The sequence below is a fragment of the Rhodanobacter sp. TND4EL1 genome (assembly GCF_054061035.1).
In genome coordinates, this window is sequence record NZ_JBSSDT010000003.1 from 28,355 (window position 1) to 42,260 (window position 13,906).

The following is a 13,906-nucleotide window of genomic DNA, read 5'->3' on the forward strand; positions in this document are numbered from 1 at the left end:
CACCGATGCGCATTGCACGACACTCCATGTCAGCGAGGTAGCCATCATCAAAGCCGCCACCATCAAGGACGTCGCACGCGAGGCCGGTGTATCAGTGGCTTCGGTGTCGCGTGCACTCAATGGCGGTCGCGGGGTCACCGAGGACACCGGCCGACGCATCCGCGAGGTCGCGCGGCGGCTGCGTTACGTGCCCCATGCCGCAGCGCGCATGTTGATCACACGCCGCACCAACACGATCGGCGCGTTGCTGCCCGATCTGTACGGCGAGTTCTTTTCCGAACTGATCCGCGGCATTGACCTGGCCGCTCGCTCGCGGGGCTTGCACCTGCTGGTTTCCAGTTCCCACGACGATGCCGAGGCAGCGGCGGTGGCGTTGCGCGCGATGCAGGGCCGCGTCGACGGCCTGCTGCTGATGTCACCGCACGCCGATGCTGACTTCCTGCGGCAGAACCTGCCGCAAAATCTCCCCACCGTGCTGATGAATACCCGCTTGTCGGGCGGCGACTATTGCGCACTGTCGGTGGACAACCAGGGTGGCGCCCGGCGGATGGTGGAACATCTGTGGTCGCTGGGTCGGCGGAGCATCGCCTTTGTGCAGGGGCCGCAGGGCAACCGCGATGCCGACCAGCGCGAACTCGGCTACCGCGAAACGCTGGCCAGCCGGGCGTCTGAAGCCATCGTGCTGCAGGGCGATTTCAGCGAAGCCTCCGGCTACCGCGCAGGAAAGCAGCTGCTGACCGTGCAGCCAAGGCCCGACGCGGTGTTCGCCGCCAATGACATGATGGCTATCGGCTGCATGGCGGCCTTGCGTGAAGCCGGTCTGCGGATCCCCGAGGACATCGCCGTGGGCGGTTTCGACGACGTGCCGATGGCACGCTACGTGACGCCGGCGCTGACCACGATCCAGGTGCATATCGCCGAACTGGGCAGCCAGGCCATGGCCCTGCTCGGCGCGCAGATCGACGACCCGACGGATGTGCACGCCGGCATCCGCAGCAAGGTCCCGGCGGAGCTGGTGATACGGGCTTCCAGCGGTACGCCGCCAGCCTGACAGCAACTCGACATACCGGCGCCGGATCGCGCCGACCGAAAACCGCATCGAGGACGAAGTGGTTTCAATGTGGACGGAGCGCAGGGGGCGAACCGCTCACGGGGCAATACCCAGGCAACGTGACAGCAGACAGTTCGACGACTTGCAACGCTACGGGAGAGGGTCCGGTCATGGTCAAACAACGCACGTTATCCACACATATTTCGCTGGCGCTTGCCGGCCTTCTCATCGGAGCACTCGCACTGCCGGGCGCTCACGCCCAGACCAGCACCGCGACGCTGCGCGGACATGTCACCGCACCGAAGGGAGAAATGCCCAGCCAGGTGGTGGCTACCAATACCGCCAGCGGATTCGTCAGCAAGGCGAAGGTCGGTGCCGACGGCAACTACACGCTGGCCGGTCTGGCTCCGGGCAGCTACACCATCGTGGCCAGCGGCAACGGCAGCAGCGCCAGCCGCACCGTCAGCGTGCAGGTCGGCCAGGCGCTCAGTCTCAATCTGGATGCCAGCGCCAGCCCGGCGGCACCCAGCACCAGCAATGCCACCGAATTGCAGGGCGTGTCGGTGAGCGCCACCGCCTTGGTCGAGACACGCACGTCCGAAGTGGCCACCAACATCAGCCAGAAGCAGATCCAGCAGCTGCCGCAGAACGAGCGCAACTTCCTCGACTTCGCCAAGCTGGTGCCCGGCATCACCACCTCGCGCGATCCCAACGCGAAAACGTTCTCGGCCGGCGGGCAGTCGGCTGAGAACGTGAACGTCTTCATCGACGGCGCCAGCCTGAAGAACAACGTGCTCAAGGGCGGCATCGCCGGCCAGGATTCCACCCGCGGCAACCCGTTCTCGCAGGAAGCGGTACAGGAATTCCGCGTACTCACCAACAACTACAAGGCCGAGTACGAGCAGGCCGGCACGGCGATCATCACCGCGGTGACCAAGTCCGGCACCAACGACTTCCACGGTTCGCTGTACGACTACTACCAGAACCAGTCGATGATCGCGCAGAACTCGTTCGACAAGAAAAACCACGTCAAGAAGCCCCAGTACAAGCGCCAGCAACGCGGCTTCACGCTGGGCGGCCCGATCCTCAAGGACGTGGCGCAGTTCTTCATCAACTACGAGGAACGCAAGGACACCGCCAATGACACCGTGCAAATCAACGACCCGCGTTTCGCCAAATACAACGGCACGTATTCGGCACCATTCAACGAGCGGGCGTTCTTCGGCAAGTTGAGCTGGCAGCCCAACCACGACAACAACGTCGACCTCAGCCTGACCACCCGGCGCGACAGCGAGCAGCTCGGTTTCGGCGGCACCACGGCCTATACCGCACGCAGCAACCGCAAGAACAACGTCGACGACCTGCTGCTGAAATGGCAGTCGCGCGGCGAGACCTACACCAACGATCTGCTGCTGGACGCCGGCAACGCGAAGTGGCACCCGACGTCCGCCGTGTCCGGCGGGGTGCGCTCCATCTACGATCCCGGCATCGCGGTGATTGGCGCCGGCAGTGACCTGCAGGACAAGGGCCAGAACCAGCGCACCATCCGCGATGACTTCACCTGGTTCGGGCTGACCAACCACACCATCAAGGCCGGCATCAAGTACGCCGCCTACGGCATCACCCTGGAACAGAACAGCGCCACCGTGCCGACCTACTACTTCAGCGAGAACGCGGCGTATCCGGGTGGCTTCAACTCGCCGTACCAGGCGGTCTACTCACCCAATGGCGCCAGCGCCAACCTGCACACCAACCAGCTGGGCCTGTACGTGCAGGATGACTGGGACATCACCGAGCGCCTGCAGTTGAACCTGGGCGTGCGCTGGGATTACGAGACCAATGCGCTGAACAAGGATTACGTGACCCCGGACGCGCAGATACCCACGCTGGAATACCTGGGTCTGCAGAAATACATCAGCAACGGCCACAACCGCGATGCCTACAAGGGCGCGATCCAGCCGCGGCTGGGCTTCTCGCTGGACGTCAGCAAGGACGGCGACCAGAGCACCACGATCTTCGGTGGCGCCGGACGCTACTACGACCGCACGCCGTTCGACTGGATCAGCCAGGAACAATTGCATTCGCTGGTTCCCAATTACACTTTCCGCTTCAGTCCGGGCGGCGTCACGCCGGGCACCATCGCGTGGGATCCGAGCTATTTCACCCCGCAAGGCTTGAACAGCCTGCTGGCTTCCGGGGCGGCAGGGTTCAGCTCGGAAATCGACGTCGTCAACAACGACACGAAGCCGCCGCACACCGATCAGTTCAGCCTCGGCATCCGCCAGGTGATGGGTGACTGGAACGCGTCGCTGACCTTGGCCCGCGTGCTCGGCTACGACCAGTTCACCTGGGTCTGGAACCGCCTGCCTGAACCGGGTTTCGTGGTCGACCAGCTGCCCGGCAGTCCGTACGGCAACGTGTTGCACAACGTGTCCAAGAAAACCCAATCCAGCAGCGTGCTGGTCAGCATCGACAAGCCGTATACCGAGGCCTCCGGTTGGGGCGTGGGCCTGGCCTACACCTACCAGCGGGCGCGCCAGCAAGGTGGCGACAATTATTCGCTCGACTATGTCGATCCAGCCGGCTATCCGGCCGACTACGTCGGCGAGAAGCAGCACCTGGTGTTGAACGGCATCGTGCGTGGCCCGTGGGATACCCGGCTGACCGGCATCTTCACCTACGGCTCCGGTCTGCCCTACGACTACTTCGCGAACGTGCCGGGCTGCGACTACAACTGCATCTTCTACAAGAGCGGCAAGTATGGGCAGAAGTACGTCAACCTCGACCTGTCGATCGCCAAGACCTTCCGCTGGGGCGAAAGCCAGGCACTGGAGCTGCGCTTCGACGTGATGAACGTGTTCAACCGCGACGTCGACAACGGCTACATCAACAACCAGTACAACTGGGGCTCGATGAACCCGAATCCCGATTTCGGCAAGGTCACCAGCGCCGATCCCAACCAGACCCGACGTTTCCAGGTCGGTGCACGCTATTCGTTCTGATCCGACTGCGGCAAAAGCATGACTGCTTTACCCGTTCGACCCATCCGGACGGACGTCCAGACGTCCACCTGATCCTGCTTCTCCCGGCAGGTTCAGGTGGCGTCGCTCCACAAAGTACGGCAGACCGATCATGAAGTTCCCCCACCGGCCCGCATGGCTTTCCTCCCTGCTTCTCGGCGTGGCCCTGGTGCTGGCGGCGCCCGCCAGCCCGGCCTGGCAGGCGCGACCCGCCGCCGCACCGACAGCCACGGCAGCCACAAGTGCCAAAGCGCGCCAAGTCCCCGCGCTGGTCAACGACCTCGAACAGCGCACCTTCCGCTTTTTCTGGGACACCAGCGACCCGGCCACCGGCCTGGTGCCCGATCACTATCCCGGCGAATCGTTTTCCAGCATCGCCGCGGTCGGCTTCGGCCTGACCGCTTATGGCGTGGGGTGGAACGCGGTTACATCACCCGTGCCCAGGCGGTCGAGCGCACGCTGGCCACGCTGCGCTTCTTCGACACCGCGCCGCAAGGCGACAGCGAGGACGACGACAGCGGCTACCACGGCTTTTTCTATCACTTCCTGGACATGAAGAGCGGCAAGCGCTTCGCGCGCTGGACCGAAGTGTCCACGGTGGATACCAGCCTGCTGCTGGGCGGGGTGCTGTTCGCGCAGTCGTACTACGACCGCAACACACCGGCCGAGCAGGAGATCCGCACCCTGGCCGACCGCATTTACCGGCGGGTCGACTGGCCGTGGGCACAGGTGCGTCCGCCGCTGATCAGCATGGGCTGGACGCCGGGCGGCAAGTTCATTCCGCATGACTGGGAGGGCTACAACGAGGCGATGCTGGTCTACGTGCTGGCGCTGGGCTCGCCGACCCATCCGGTCGGCGCCGACGCGTGGACTGCATGGACCAGCACCTACGCGCGCAGCTGGGGCAGGTTCGGCGGCCAGCAGCTGCTGAATTTCGGCCCGCTGTTCGGCCATCAGTACAGCCATGTGTGGATCGACTTCCGCGGGATCCGTGACGCATGGAACCGCGCGCACGATCTGGACTACTTCGAGAACAGTCGCCGCGCCGTGATCGCCCAGCGCCAGTACGCGATCGACAACCCGGGTGGCTGGACCGGCTACGGTCCGAACGTGTGGGGACTGACCGCCAGCAACGGACCGGGCGGCATCGCCGTCGACGGTCGCAGCCAACGTCAGTTCTACGGCTATACCGCGCGCGGCGCGGGGCTCGGCTATCTGGTGGACGATGGCACCATCGTGCCTACCGCCGCAGCCGGCTCGATCGCCTTCGCACCCGAACTGGTGATTCCCGCGCTGGAGGAAATGAAACGCCGCTACGGCTCGGCGATCTACAACAAGCATGGCTTCGTCGACGCGTTCAATGCCAGCTTCCACGTGCAAACCGACCTGCGCACCGGCAAAGTGCTGCCGATGGGCTGGGTCGACAGCGAGCAACTGGGCATCGACCAGGGGCCGATCGTGCTGATGATCGAGAACTGGCGCAGCGACTTCGTGTGGACGGTGATGAAGAAGAACCCGTACATCCGCAAGGGTCTCGAGCGGGCGGGCTTCGAAGGCGGCTGGCTGGACACGGCGGCGCCGTCGCAATGATGGGCGCGGCGGTCCGCCGTGGTCGCTGGCTGGCGAGCATCGCGCTGTGCAACCTTCTGCTGGGCAGTTGCGCAGAGGCACCGGACCGCCACGAACTCACGTTCTGGACGATTGGCCGCGAGGGCGAGGCCGTCATCAAGCTGCTGCCGGCGTTCGAGCGCGCGCACCCTGACATCCACGTGACGGTGCAACAGCTGCCGCTGACCGCCGCGCACCAGAAGCTGCTCACCGCCTTCGCCGGCGACTCCACACCGGACATCAGCCAGCTCGGCAACACCTGGCTGGCCGAACTGGCGGCGCTGAACGCGCTGGAGCCGCTGCAGACGCGCGTCGACCATTCCGCCGTGGTCAAACCGGCTGACTATTTCCCCAGCATCTGGGCCACCAACGTGATCGACGGCACGCTGGTCGGCGTGCCGTGGTATGTCGATACGCGACTGCTGTTTTATCGCACGGATCTGCTCAAGGCAGCCGGCTTTGACGCGCCGCCGCGCACCTGGGTGCAGTGGCGACAACAGCTCGCCGCGTTGAGCCATCCGGCGCAGCATCGTTACGGCATCCTGCTGCCGACCAACGAATACGAGCAGCTGATGTCGCTGGCGCTGCAGCAGAATGACCCCTTGCTGCGCGACGGTGGCCGCTACGGCAATTTCGAAAGCGCCGGCTTCAGGCGCGCGCTGACTTTCTATGTCGATACCTTCCGCCTGAAACAGGCGCCGGCGATCACCAATGTCGAGGCCGGCAACCCGTGGACGGAATTCGGGCGCGGCGTGTATGCGTTCTATCTGTCCGGCCCGTGGAACATCGGCGAGTTCCGCTCGCGCCTGCCGCCAGCGCAGCAGGACGACTGGGCCACCGCGCCGCTGCCCGGCCCGACAGGCCCCGGCATCGGCGTGGCCGGCGGCTCCAGCCTGGTGATCTTCCGTGCCTCCAGGCACAAGGACGCCGCCTGGCAGCTGATCGAATACCTGTCGCAACCGGCGGTGCAGCAGCAGTTCTACGACCTGCTCGGCGACATGCCGCCGCGACGCAGTGCGTGGGAGGGCGGTGCGCTGCGCGACGATCCGCAGGCGCGCGCCTTCCGTGAACAGCTTGAACAGGTGAAACCCGCGCCGGCGGTGCCGGAGTGGGAGCGCATCGCCAACGAGATGCAGCTGGTGGCCGCCGAGGCGATCGCCGGCCGGTTGACGATCGACCAGGCCGCAGCCGAGATGGACCGCCGCGCCGATGCGATCCTCGCCAAGCGCCGCTGGGTGCTCGATCACGGCGCGCACGCGACGGAGCCCGCGCGATGAACGGGCAACGCACTGCCTGGCTGTTCCTGGCGCCGGCACTGGTGGTGCTTGGCGTGTTCTTCCTGCTGCCGGTGCTGGCAGCGCTCATCCTCAGCCTGACCGACTACGACCTCTACGCGCTGGCCGACATCCGCAACCTGCGCTTCGTGGCGCTGGGCAATTACTGGGAGCTGCTGCAGCGGCCGCTGTTCTGGTCGGCACTGGGACATACGCTGTACTTCGTTGTGGTGGGCGTGCCGCTGTCGATGGGCGCCTCGCTCGGCGCGGCGATGCTGCTGAACTCGCCGTTGGCACGCTGCAAGCCGTTCTTCCGCACCGCGCTGTTCGCGCCGGTGGTGACCACCGTGGTGGCCACCGCGGTGATCTGGCGCTACCTGTTCAATACCAAGTACGGCATGGCGAATTATCTGCTTGGCTTTCTGGACGTCCATCCGGTGGACTGGCTCGGCGATCCGCACTGGGCGATGCCGACGATCATCGCCTTCGCCGTGTGGAAAAACTTCGGCTACAACATGATCATCTTCCTCGCCGGCCTGCAGGCGATCCCGCCCGACCTGTACGAGGCTTCGCGCATCGATGGCGCGTCGGCGTGGCAGCAATTCCGCCACATTACCCTGCCGATGCTGAAACCGACCATGCTGATGGTCGGCATCCTCACCGTGTCGGGCTACTTCCAGCTGTTCGCCGAACCCTACGTGATGACCGAAGGCGGTCCACTGCAAAGTACCGTCAGCGTGCTCTACCTGATGTACGACGAGGGCTTCAAGTGGTGGAATCTCGGCTCCGCTTCGGCAGTGGCCTTCCTGCTGTTCCTGATCATGTTCGCGGTGACCGTGCTGATGCTGATGCTGTCGCGCCACGGAGACGAAGCATGAGCCCGCGTCTGGCCAGGGCGCTGATCAACGGCATGCTGATCGGGTTGGCGGCCGTCTCGTTGTTCCCCTTGTTGTGGATGCTGTCGGTGTCGTTCATGGCACCGGGCGCCGCCAGCGCGCTGCCGCCGCCGTTGCTGCCGCGCCATGCCAGCTGGGGCAACTACCGCGAACTGTTCGTGCATGCCGGCATGGGCCGCTACCTGCTCAACAGCCTGCTGGTCGCCGGCACCATCACCGTGCTGTCGCTGGCCTGCAACTTGCTGGCTGGCTACGCGTTCGCCAAGCTGCGCTTCGCCGGGCGCGAGCGGCTGTTCCAGGCCTTGCTCGGTGCACTGGTGATTCCGGCCCAGGTGGCGATGCTGCCGCTGTTCCTGCTGTTGAAGTACCTCGGTCTGGTCAACAGCTACGCCGGCGTGATGCTGCCCGCGCTGGCCACCGTGTTCGGCATTTTCCTGGTGCGCCAGTACGCGCGCGGCATTCCCGACGAGTTGCTGGAAGCGGCACGCATCGACGGCGCCGGCGAGGGCCGCATCTTCGTGCAGATCGTGCTGCCACTGCTGAAACCGATCATCGTGACGCTGGCGATCTTCACCTTCCTTGCCGCCTGGAACGATTTCATGTGGCCACTGATCGTGCTGACCGGACAGGAGCATTACACCCTGCCGATCGGGCTGGCCTCACTGGCGCGGGAACATTCGCAGGACAGCGAACTGATGATGGCCGGTTCGGTCGTCACCGTGCTGCCGGTACTGTTGCTGTTCCTGTCACTGCAACGTTACTACCTGGAAGGCCTGCTGCTGGGCAGCGTGAAGGGCTGAGCAGATGATGCCGCGAGCCTCGGTGAGGATGGCCTGCAAGCCGACTGCGCTCCCGCCCGCCCATCCATCCATGCAGCATCCGCCGCGCGAACACCGGCGGATGCTGCCCGCGCGACGACGCCGGGCTCAGAACTTGCCGGCGCGGAAGTCGGCGATCGCTTCGTGGATCTGCTCGGGCGTATTCATCACGAATGGTCCGTAGCGCGCCACGCTTTCATTGAGTGGTTTGCCCGCCACCACCAGCAGCCGCGACGGCTTGTCCGTGCCGGCCAGTTGCAATTGCTCGCCTTCGGACAACACGCCCAGCTCACTGCGCTGCAGCGGCTCGCCACCGACCAGGGCGTTGTCGCCTTCGAATACGTAGGCGAAACCGTGATGACCCGCGGGCAGCGCCAGCGCCACCGTCGCGCCGGGTTGCAGGCTGATGTCGAGGTATACCGGCGCGGTGACGATGCCTTCGACCGGACCGCTGGCACCGGCCAGTTCGCCCGCGATCACCTTCACTTCGACGCCAGCGGCCGGACGCACCACCGGGATGCGCTCCGGGCCGATGTCCTGATAGCGCGGCGCGGTCATCTTGTCCTTCGCCGGCAGATTGACCCACAGCTGGAAGCCCCACATCAGGCCGTTTTCCTGCTGCGGCATTTCCGAATGCAGGATGCCGCGGCCGGCGGTCATCCACTGCACGCTGCCGGGCACCAGGTCGCCCCGATTGCCGTGGTTGTCGCCATGCTGCATGTGGCCGGCGAGCATGTAGGTCACCGTCTCGAAACCGCGATGCGGGTGCTCGGGAAACCCGGCGATGTAGTCGCCGGCCTGGTCGGAACGGAACTCGTCCAGCAGCAGGAACGGGTCGAGCATGTCCAGCCCGGGCTGGCCGATCACGCGCTTCAGCTTCACGCCCGCGCCATCGGACGTGTCGGTGCCGCTAATGCGGTGGGTGATGTGGCGGTCGCTCATGGCTTGCTCCGAATCAGGATTGACTGGTCGCCAAGATGGTCGCGTCCCGGTGTTTATCCAAGCATCGGGATGCGAACGGATCGTTCACGAGGAGCGAGGAGTGAGGGAAGAGGGGTGAGAAACGAGAGAAAGCAGCCGCGGGCCTGCCTTGGCCCGCTCTCACTTCTCACTCCTCTTCCCTCACTCCTGCCTTCAGTGCACCCAGTGCCCGCTGCGCTGGCGCGGCGGCACGGACTCTTCTTCCTTGCCGGGGCGCTGCTGCAACACCATCGTTTCCACTTCGGCTTCGGTGGCAGGTTTGGCCTGCCAATACTGGTTCACCGCACCAAGCACCGTCGGCACCTGGGACAGACACTCGTCGTACTCTTCTTCGCTGAGCTTCTCGAATTCGGTATCGGCGCTGAGGATGCCTTCGTCAACGGCCAGCGCCATCACCGGTCCGAGTAACTCCATCAGTTGCGGGTCTTCCGCCAGGCGGTTTTCCCACAGCGCGGCGCGCAGGTCGATGCCACGGCTGAAACCTTCGCACCAGCCCGCCGCCGACAGCAGCGGGCCGCCTTCCGTCTCGACTTCGCCAAGGATCGGCTCGTAGGCATCCACGCCGAGCTCGGCACTGATCGAATCGTTGAGCTTGGCCAGCAGCGCCAGCACGCGATTGCCTTCGTCTTCGTCGGCGAACGGCTCGTGCAGTACTTCGTGCAGCCATTCGTCCGGCAGCACTACCAGCGGGCCGACCGTGAGCGCGCTGAGCAGGCCATGCACGCCATCGAGCAGCAGGTCGCCTTCGCTGGTGTGCGCACGCAGATAGCGGTCCAGTTCTTCCAGTTCGTTGTCGTCCAGCGAGCTGGGCCATTCGGCTTTGGTCATGTCGTTCATATATCCAGTTCCAGCGTCACCGGCGTGTGATCGGAGGGACGCTCCCAGCGACGCGGTTCGCGGTCGATCGCCGCGGCGGTGGCCGCGGATTTCAGCGCCTCGCCAATCAGGATCAGATCAATGCGCAGGCCCATGTTGCGGCGGAAGGCGGCTTGCCGGTAGTCCCACCAGCTGAAGTGGCCGGCCTCGGGCTGGAACAGGCGGAAACTGTCGTGCAGGCCGAGGTCGGTGATCGCCTTGAGTGCGGCGCGCTCCGGCGGCGAACACAGGATGTCTTCACCCCAGGCGACCGGGTCGTACACGTCGCGGTCGTCCGGGCAGATGTTGAAATCGCCCAGCACCACGAGGTTCGGGTGGCGCTCCTGTTCTCGCGCCAGGAACTCGCGCACCTTGGCCAGCCAGTCCAGCTTGTAGGCGTATTTCTCGTCGCCGACCGCCTTGCCGTTCACCACGTACAGGTCGACCACGCGCAGCCCGCCGATGGTCGCGGCCAGGATGCGCCGCTGCGGATCATCCAGGCCGGGGATGTCGGTGACGACGTCGGTGGGCTCGTCGCGGGCCAGGATCGCCACGCCGTTATAGGTCTTCTGACCGGAATACACCGCGCGATAACCGGCGGCGGCCAGTTCGTCGACCGGGAACTTCGCGTCCTCCAGCTTGGTTTCCTGCAGCGCCACCACGTCGGGGCGGGCATCGGCCAGCCACTGGGTGAGGTGCGGCAGGCGCACCTTCAATGAATTGACGTTCCACGAGGCAATCTTCATCGCCACATTGTAAGGGGAAGCATCGACACGGGTTGCCACGAAGCGCAGTGCGCGAATTGCGCGACTGGTCGGGAATGGCGCCACACGGGGCTTTTCAGGAATCCGGGGGCGGTTTCGGTGACCCGAAACGCCGGTTCGGAAAAGTTTGTTCAAAAAACCCACCAAAACGCCAGGAACCGGTGTATGCTGGTCGAGCAAGAGTACCGCGAAGGCGAACTTTTGCTTCTATTGCGGTTCGGCGCCTGGCGCCAAAGGGCCGCAAATCATCCATGCTTCAAAGGTAATGTTACATGTCGGATCGTCAGAGCGGTACAGTCAAGTGGTTCAACGACGCCAAGGGTTTTGGCTTCATCACCCCGGAAAGCGGTGACGACCTGTTCGTGCATTTCCGCGCGATCCAGGGCACGGGCTTCAAGTCCCTGCAGGAAGGCCAGCGCGTCACGTTCGTCGTCACCAAGGGCCAGAAAGGCCTGCAGGCTGAGGAAGTCCAGGTCGCCTAATTCCCTCGGGAATTGAGCGGTCTTTGAAGAAACCCGCTTCGGCGGGTTTTTTCTTGCCTGATGTCCGGCATTCCGGAACGACGTCGCGGCCATGGCCACGACGTCGCGCTGATCAAATCAGCCCGTGACTGCGCAGCAGCGCTTCCGGGTCCGGTTTGCGCCCGCGGAAGGCGATGAAGCTTTCCAGTGCGGGCCGGCTGGCGCCAACCGACAGGAACTCGTGGCGGAAGCGGTCACCGGTGGCGCGATCGATCACGCCATGTTCCTCGAATTCACCGAAGGCGTCGGCACTGAGCAACTCGGCCCACAAGTAGCTGTAATAGCCCGCTGCGTAGCCGCCGGCAAAAACGTGGCTGAAGCCGTGCGGAAAACGCTGCCATGCCGGTGGATGCAGCACGGCAACCTGTTTGCGCGCCTGCTCCAGCACCGCCAGCGTGCGCGCGCCCTGCGCCGGCTCGTATTCCAGATGCAACAGGAAATCGAACAGCGCGAACTCCAGCTGGCGCACCAGGAACAGCCCGGCATGGAAGTGCCGCGCGGCCAGCATTCGGTCGAACAATTCGTCCGGCAAGCGTTCGCCGGTCTGGTAATGCCTGGCAAACAGGTCCAGCGCCTCGCGGTTCCAGGCGAAGTTCTCCATGAACTGGCTGGGCAGCTCCACCGCATCCCACTCGACGCCGTCGATGCCGCCGATCGACGGCAGCACGATCTCGGTGAGCAGGTGATGCAGGCCATGACCGAATTCGTGGAACAGGGTCAGCACGTCGTCGTGGGTGAGCAGCGCCGGCTTGCCGTCGGTCGGCGGCGCGAAATTGCAGGTGAGGAACGCCACCGGCAATTGTCGTTGCGCACCGTCATCGAAGCGGGCACGGCAGACGTCCATCCACGCGCCGCCGCGCTTGCCATTGCGCGCGTACAGGTCGACATAGGCGCCGGCGAACACGCGGCCATCAGCATCGCGCACGTCGTAGTAGCGCACCTCGGGATGCCACACGTCGACCCCGTCACGCCGGGACAGGGTGATGCCGTAGAGCTTTTCAGCAAGGCCGAACAGGCCTTCGATCACCACCGGCAGCGGAAAGTAGGGCTTCAGTTGTTCCTCGTCCAGCGCGTACTCGCGTTGACGCAGCTTTTCCGAGGCATAGCCGACATCCCAGGGTTCGAGGTTGTCGAGCTGCAGTTCGGCATGGGCGAATGCCCGCAGACTGGCCAGTTCCCGCTGCGCCACCGGCTTTGCGCGGGCGGCCAGGTCGTGCAGGAATTCCAGCACTTCGGTCGGTGAGCCGGCCATCTTGGTCGCCAGCGATTCCTCCGCGGCGTTGGCGAAGCCGAGCAGCTGCGCCGCCTCGTGGCGGAGCGCCATGATCTTTTCGATGCGCTCGCTGTTGTCGAACTTGCCTGCATCCGGGCCCTGGTCGGAAGCACGCGTCTGGTACGCCCAGTACACCCGCTCGCGCAAGCCGCGATTGTCAGCATAAGTCAGCACGGCCTGCACGCTGGGTTGCTTCAGGGTAACCAGATAGCCGTCCAGCTCCTGGTCTTCGGCATACTGGCGCAACACCGCGCGTCCGGATTCCGGGATGCCGGCCAGGTCGCGTTCGTCGGTGACATGCTCATGCCAGGCTTCGCTGGCATCGAGCACGGCGTTGGAGAATTCGGTGGAGAGTTTCGACAGCTCCACGCCGATCTCCCGAAAACGCGAGCGCGCCGTTTCGCCCAGCGCCACGCCGGACAGCCGGAAATCACGCAGCGCATGTTCCACCAGCGCGCGTTCGGGACGTGGCAGCGCGTGAAAATCCGGCGCGTCGGCCAGCGCCTGCACGGCGGCGTACAGGTCGCGGTTCTGGCCCAGTTCGATCGCATGGTCGGTGAGCTTTTCCTCGGCCGGCGCGTAGACCTTGCGCAACGCGTCGCTGTCGGCGACCGAATGCAGATGGGAAACCGGCGCCCAGGCACGTGCAAGCCGCTGTTCCAGGCGTTCCTGGGTCAGCATCACGGTGGCGAAATCGCGCGGCGCGCCGGGCGCAAGCAGCGCGTCGATGCCTGCGCGGTAGTCGGCCAGGATCGCATCGATCGCGGGACTGACCTGTTCGGGACGGATGTGCGAAAACGCTGGCAGGATGTCGTCGGCCAGCAGGGGATTGTCGTGACTCATGA

10 protein-coding genes and 1 pseudogene are annotated in these 13,906 nt (G+C 64.9%); 7 read left to right on the forward strand and 4 right to left on the reverse strand.

The features are described from left to right. Positions 1–46: 46 nt before the first annotated feature. From ACVWWQ_RS11965 to ACVWWQ_RS11990, 6 genes and pseudogenes are all read left to right on the forward strand, one after another. Positions 47–1,051: a LacI family DNA-binding transcriptional regulator gene (locus ACVWWQ_RS11965; RefSeq protein ID WP_133949175.1), complete on the forward strand. Its 1,005-nt coding sequence runs from the start codon at positions 47–49 to the stop codon at positions 1,049–1,051. Positions 1,052–1,221: 170 nt separating this feature from the next. Continuing rightward, a complete protein-coding gene (locus tag ACVWWQ_RS11970; RefSeq protein WP_133949173.1) occupies positions 1,222–4,053 on the forward strand; it encodes a TonB-dependent receptor domain-containing protein in 2,832 nt (943 codons plus the stop codon). 130 nt (positions 4,054–4,183) lie between these two features. Next, a pseudogene (locus ACVWWQ_RS11975) lies at positions 4,184–5,661 on the forward strand (glucoamylase family protein). Continuing rightward, the gene (locus ACVWWQ_RS11980) at positions 5,661–6,956 is read left to right on the forward strand and encodes a sugar ABC transporter substrate-binding protein (protein ID WP_133949171.1); all 1,296 of its coding nucleotides are present in this window, start codon (positions 5,661–5,663) and stop codon (positions 6,954–6,956) included. The pseudogene ACVWWQ_RS11975 and the gene ACVWWQ_RS11980 overlap by 1 nt, the downstream one beginning before the upstream one ends. Continuing rightward, a complete protein-coding gene (locus tag ACVWWQ_RS11985; protein WP_133949169.1) occupies positions 6,953–7,831 on the forward strand; it encodes a carbohydrate ABC transporter permease in 879 nt (292 codons plus the stop codon). Before ACVWWQ_RS11980 ends, ACVWWQ_RS11985 begins: the two co-directional genes overlap by 4 nt. Beyond that, positions 7,828–8,649 carry a carbohydrate ABC transporter permease gene (locus ACVWWQ_RS11990; RefSeq protein ID WP_099653295.1) on the forward strand — a complete coding sequence of 274 codons (822 nt, stop codon included), beginning with the start codon at positions 7,828–7,830 and terminating at the stop codon, positions 8,647–8,649. Before ACVWWQ_RS11985 ends, ACVWWQ_RS11990 begins: the two co-directional genes overlap by 4 nt. 126 nt (positions 8,650–8,775) lie before the next feature. Here ACVWWQ_RS11990 and ACVWWQ_RS11995 read toward each other — a convergent pair whose 3' ends face one another. The 3 genes from ACVWWQ_RS11995 to xth form a co-directional block, all read right to left on the reverse strand. Beyond that, entirely contained in the window at positions 8,776–9,609 is an 834-nt protein-coding gene (locus ACVWWQ_RS11995; RefSeq protein WP_133949166.1) for a pirin family protein, read from the reverse strand. Positions 9,610–9,801: 192 nt separating this feature from the next. Continuing rightward, entirely contained in the window at positions 9,802–10,476 is a 675-nt protein-coding gene (locus ACVWWQ_RS12000) for a YecA/YgfB family protein (protein WP_099653415.1), read from the reverse strand. Positions 10,477–10,481: 5 nt separating this feature from the next. Then, a complete protein-coding gene (gene xth / locus ACVWWQ_RS12005) occupies positions 10,482–11,249 on the reverse strand; it encodes an exodeoxyribonuclease III (RefSeq protein ID WP_133949164.1) in 768 nt (255 codons plus the stop codon). Between the two features lie 290 nt (positions 11,250–11,539). Here xth and ACVWWQ_RS12010 point away from each other — a divergent pair, with 290 nt between their 5' ends. Beyond that, on the forward strand, positions 11,540–11,749 hold the full coding sequence (locus ACVWWQ_RS12010) for a cold-shock protein (protein ID WP_007809889.1): 210 nt from the start codon (positions 11,540–11,542) through the stop codon (positions 11,747–11,749). Positions 11,750–11,861: 112 nt separating this feature from the next. On the opposite strand, the gene ACVWWQ_RS12015 is transcribed toward ACVWWQ_RS12010, so the two are convergent. Next, positions 11,862–13,904 (reverse strand): M3 family metallopeptidase, encoded by a 2,043-nt coding sequence (locus tag ACVWWQ_RS12015; RefSeq protein WP_133949162.1) that lies wholly within the window; start codon positions 13,902–13,904, stop codon positions 11,862–11,864. Between the last annotated feature and the right edge of the window lie 2 nt (positions 13,905–13,906).

Coding starts and splice junctions, on each gene's coding strand:
- ACVWWQ_RS11970 (WP_133949173.1), top strand. CDS start 1,222: ATGGTCAAACAACGCACGTTATCCACACATATTTCGCTGGCGCTTGCC.
- ACVWWQ_RS11980 (WP_133949171.1), top strand. CDS start 5,661: ATGGGCGCGGCGGTCCGCCGTGGTCGCTGGCTGGCGAGCATCGCGCTG.
- ACVWWQ_RS11985 (WP_133949169.1), top strand. CDS start 6,953: ATGAACGGGCAACGCACTGCCTGGCTGTTCCTGGCGCCGGCACTGGTG.
- ACVWWQ_RS11990 (WP_099653295.1), top strand. CDS start 7,828: ATGAGCCCGCGTCTGGCCAGGGCGCTGATCAACGGCATGCTGATCGGG.
- ACVWWQ_RS11995 (WP_133949166.1), bottom strand. CDS start 9,609: ATGAGCGACCGCCACATCACCCACCGCATTAGCGGCACCGACACGTCC.
- ACVWWQ_RS12000 (WP_099653415.1), bottom strand. CDS start 10,476: ATGACCAAAGCCGAATGGCCCAGCTCGCTGGACGACAACGAACTGGAA.
- xth (WP_133949164.1), bottom strand. CDS start 11,249: ATGAAGATTGCCTCGTGGAACGTCAATTCATTGAAGGTGCGCCTGCCG.
- ACVWWQ_RS12010 (WP_007809889.1), top strand. CDS start 11,540: ATGTCGGATCGTCAGAGCGGTACAGTCAAGTGGTTCAACGACGCCAAG.
- ACVWWQ_RS12015 (WP_133949162.1), bottom strand. CDS start 13,904: ATGAGTCACGACAATCCCCTGCTGGCCGACGACATCCTGCCAGCGTTT.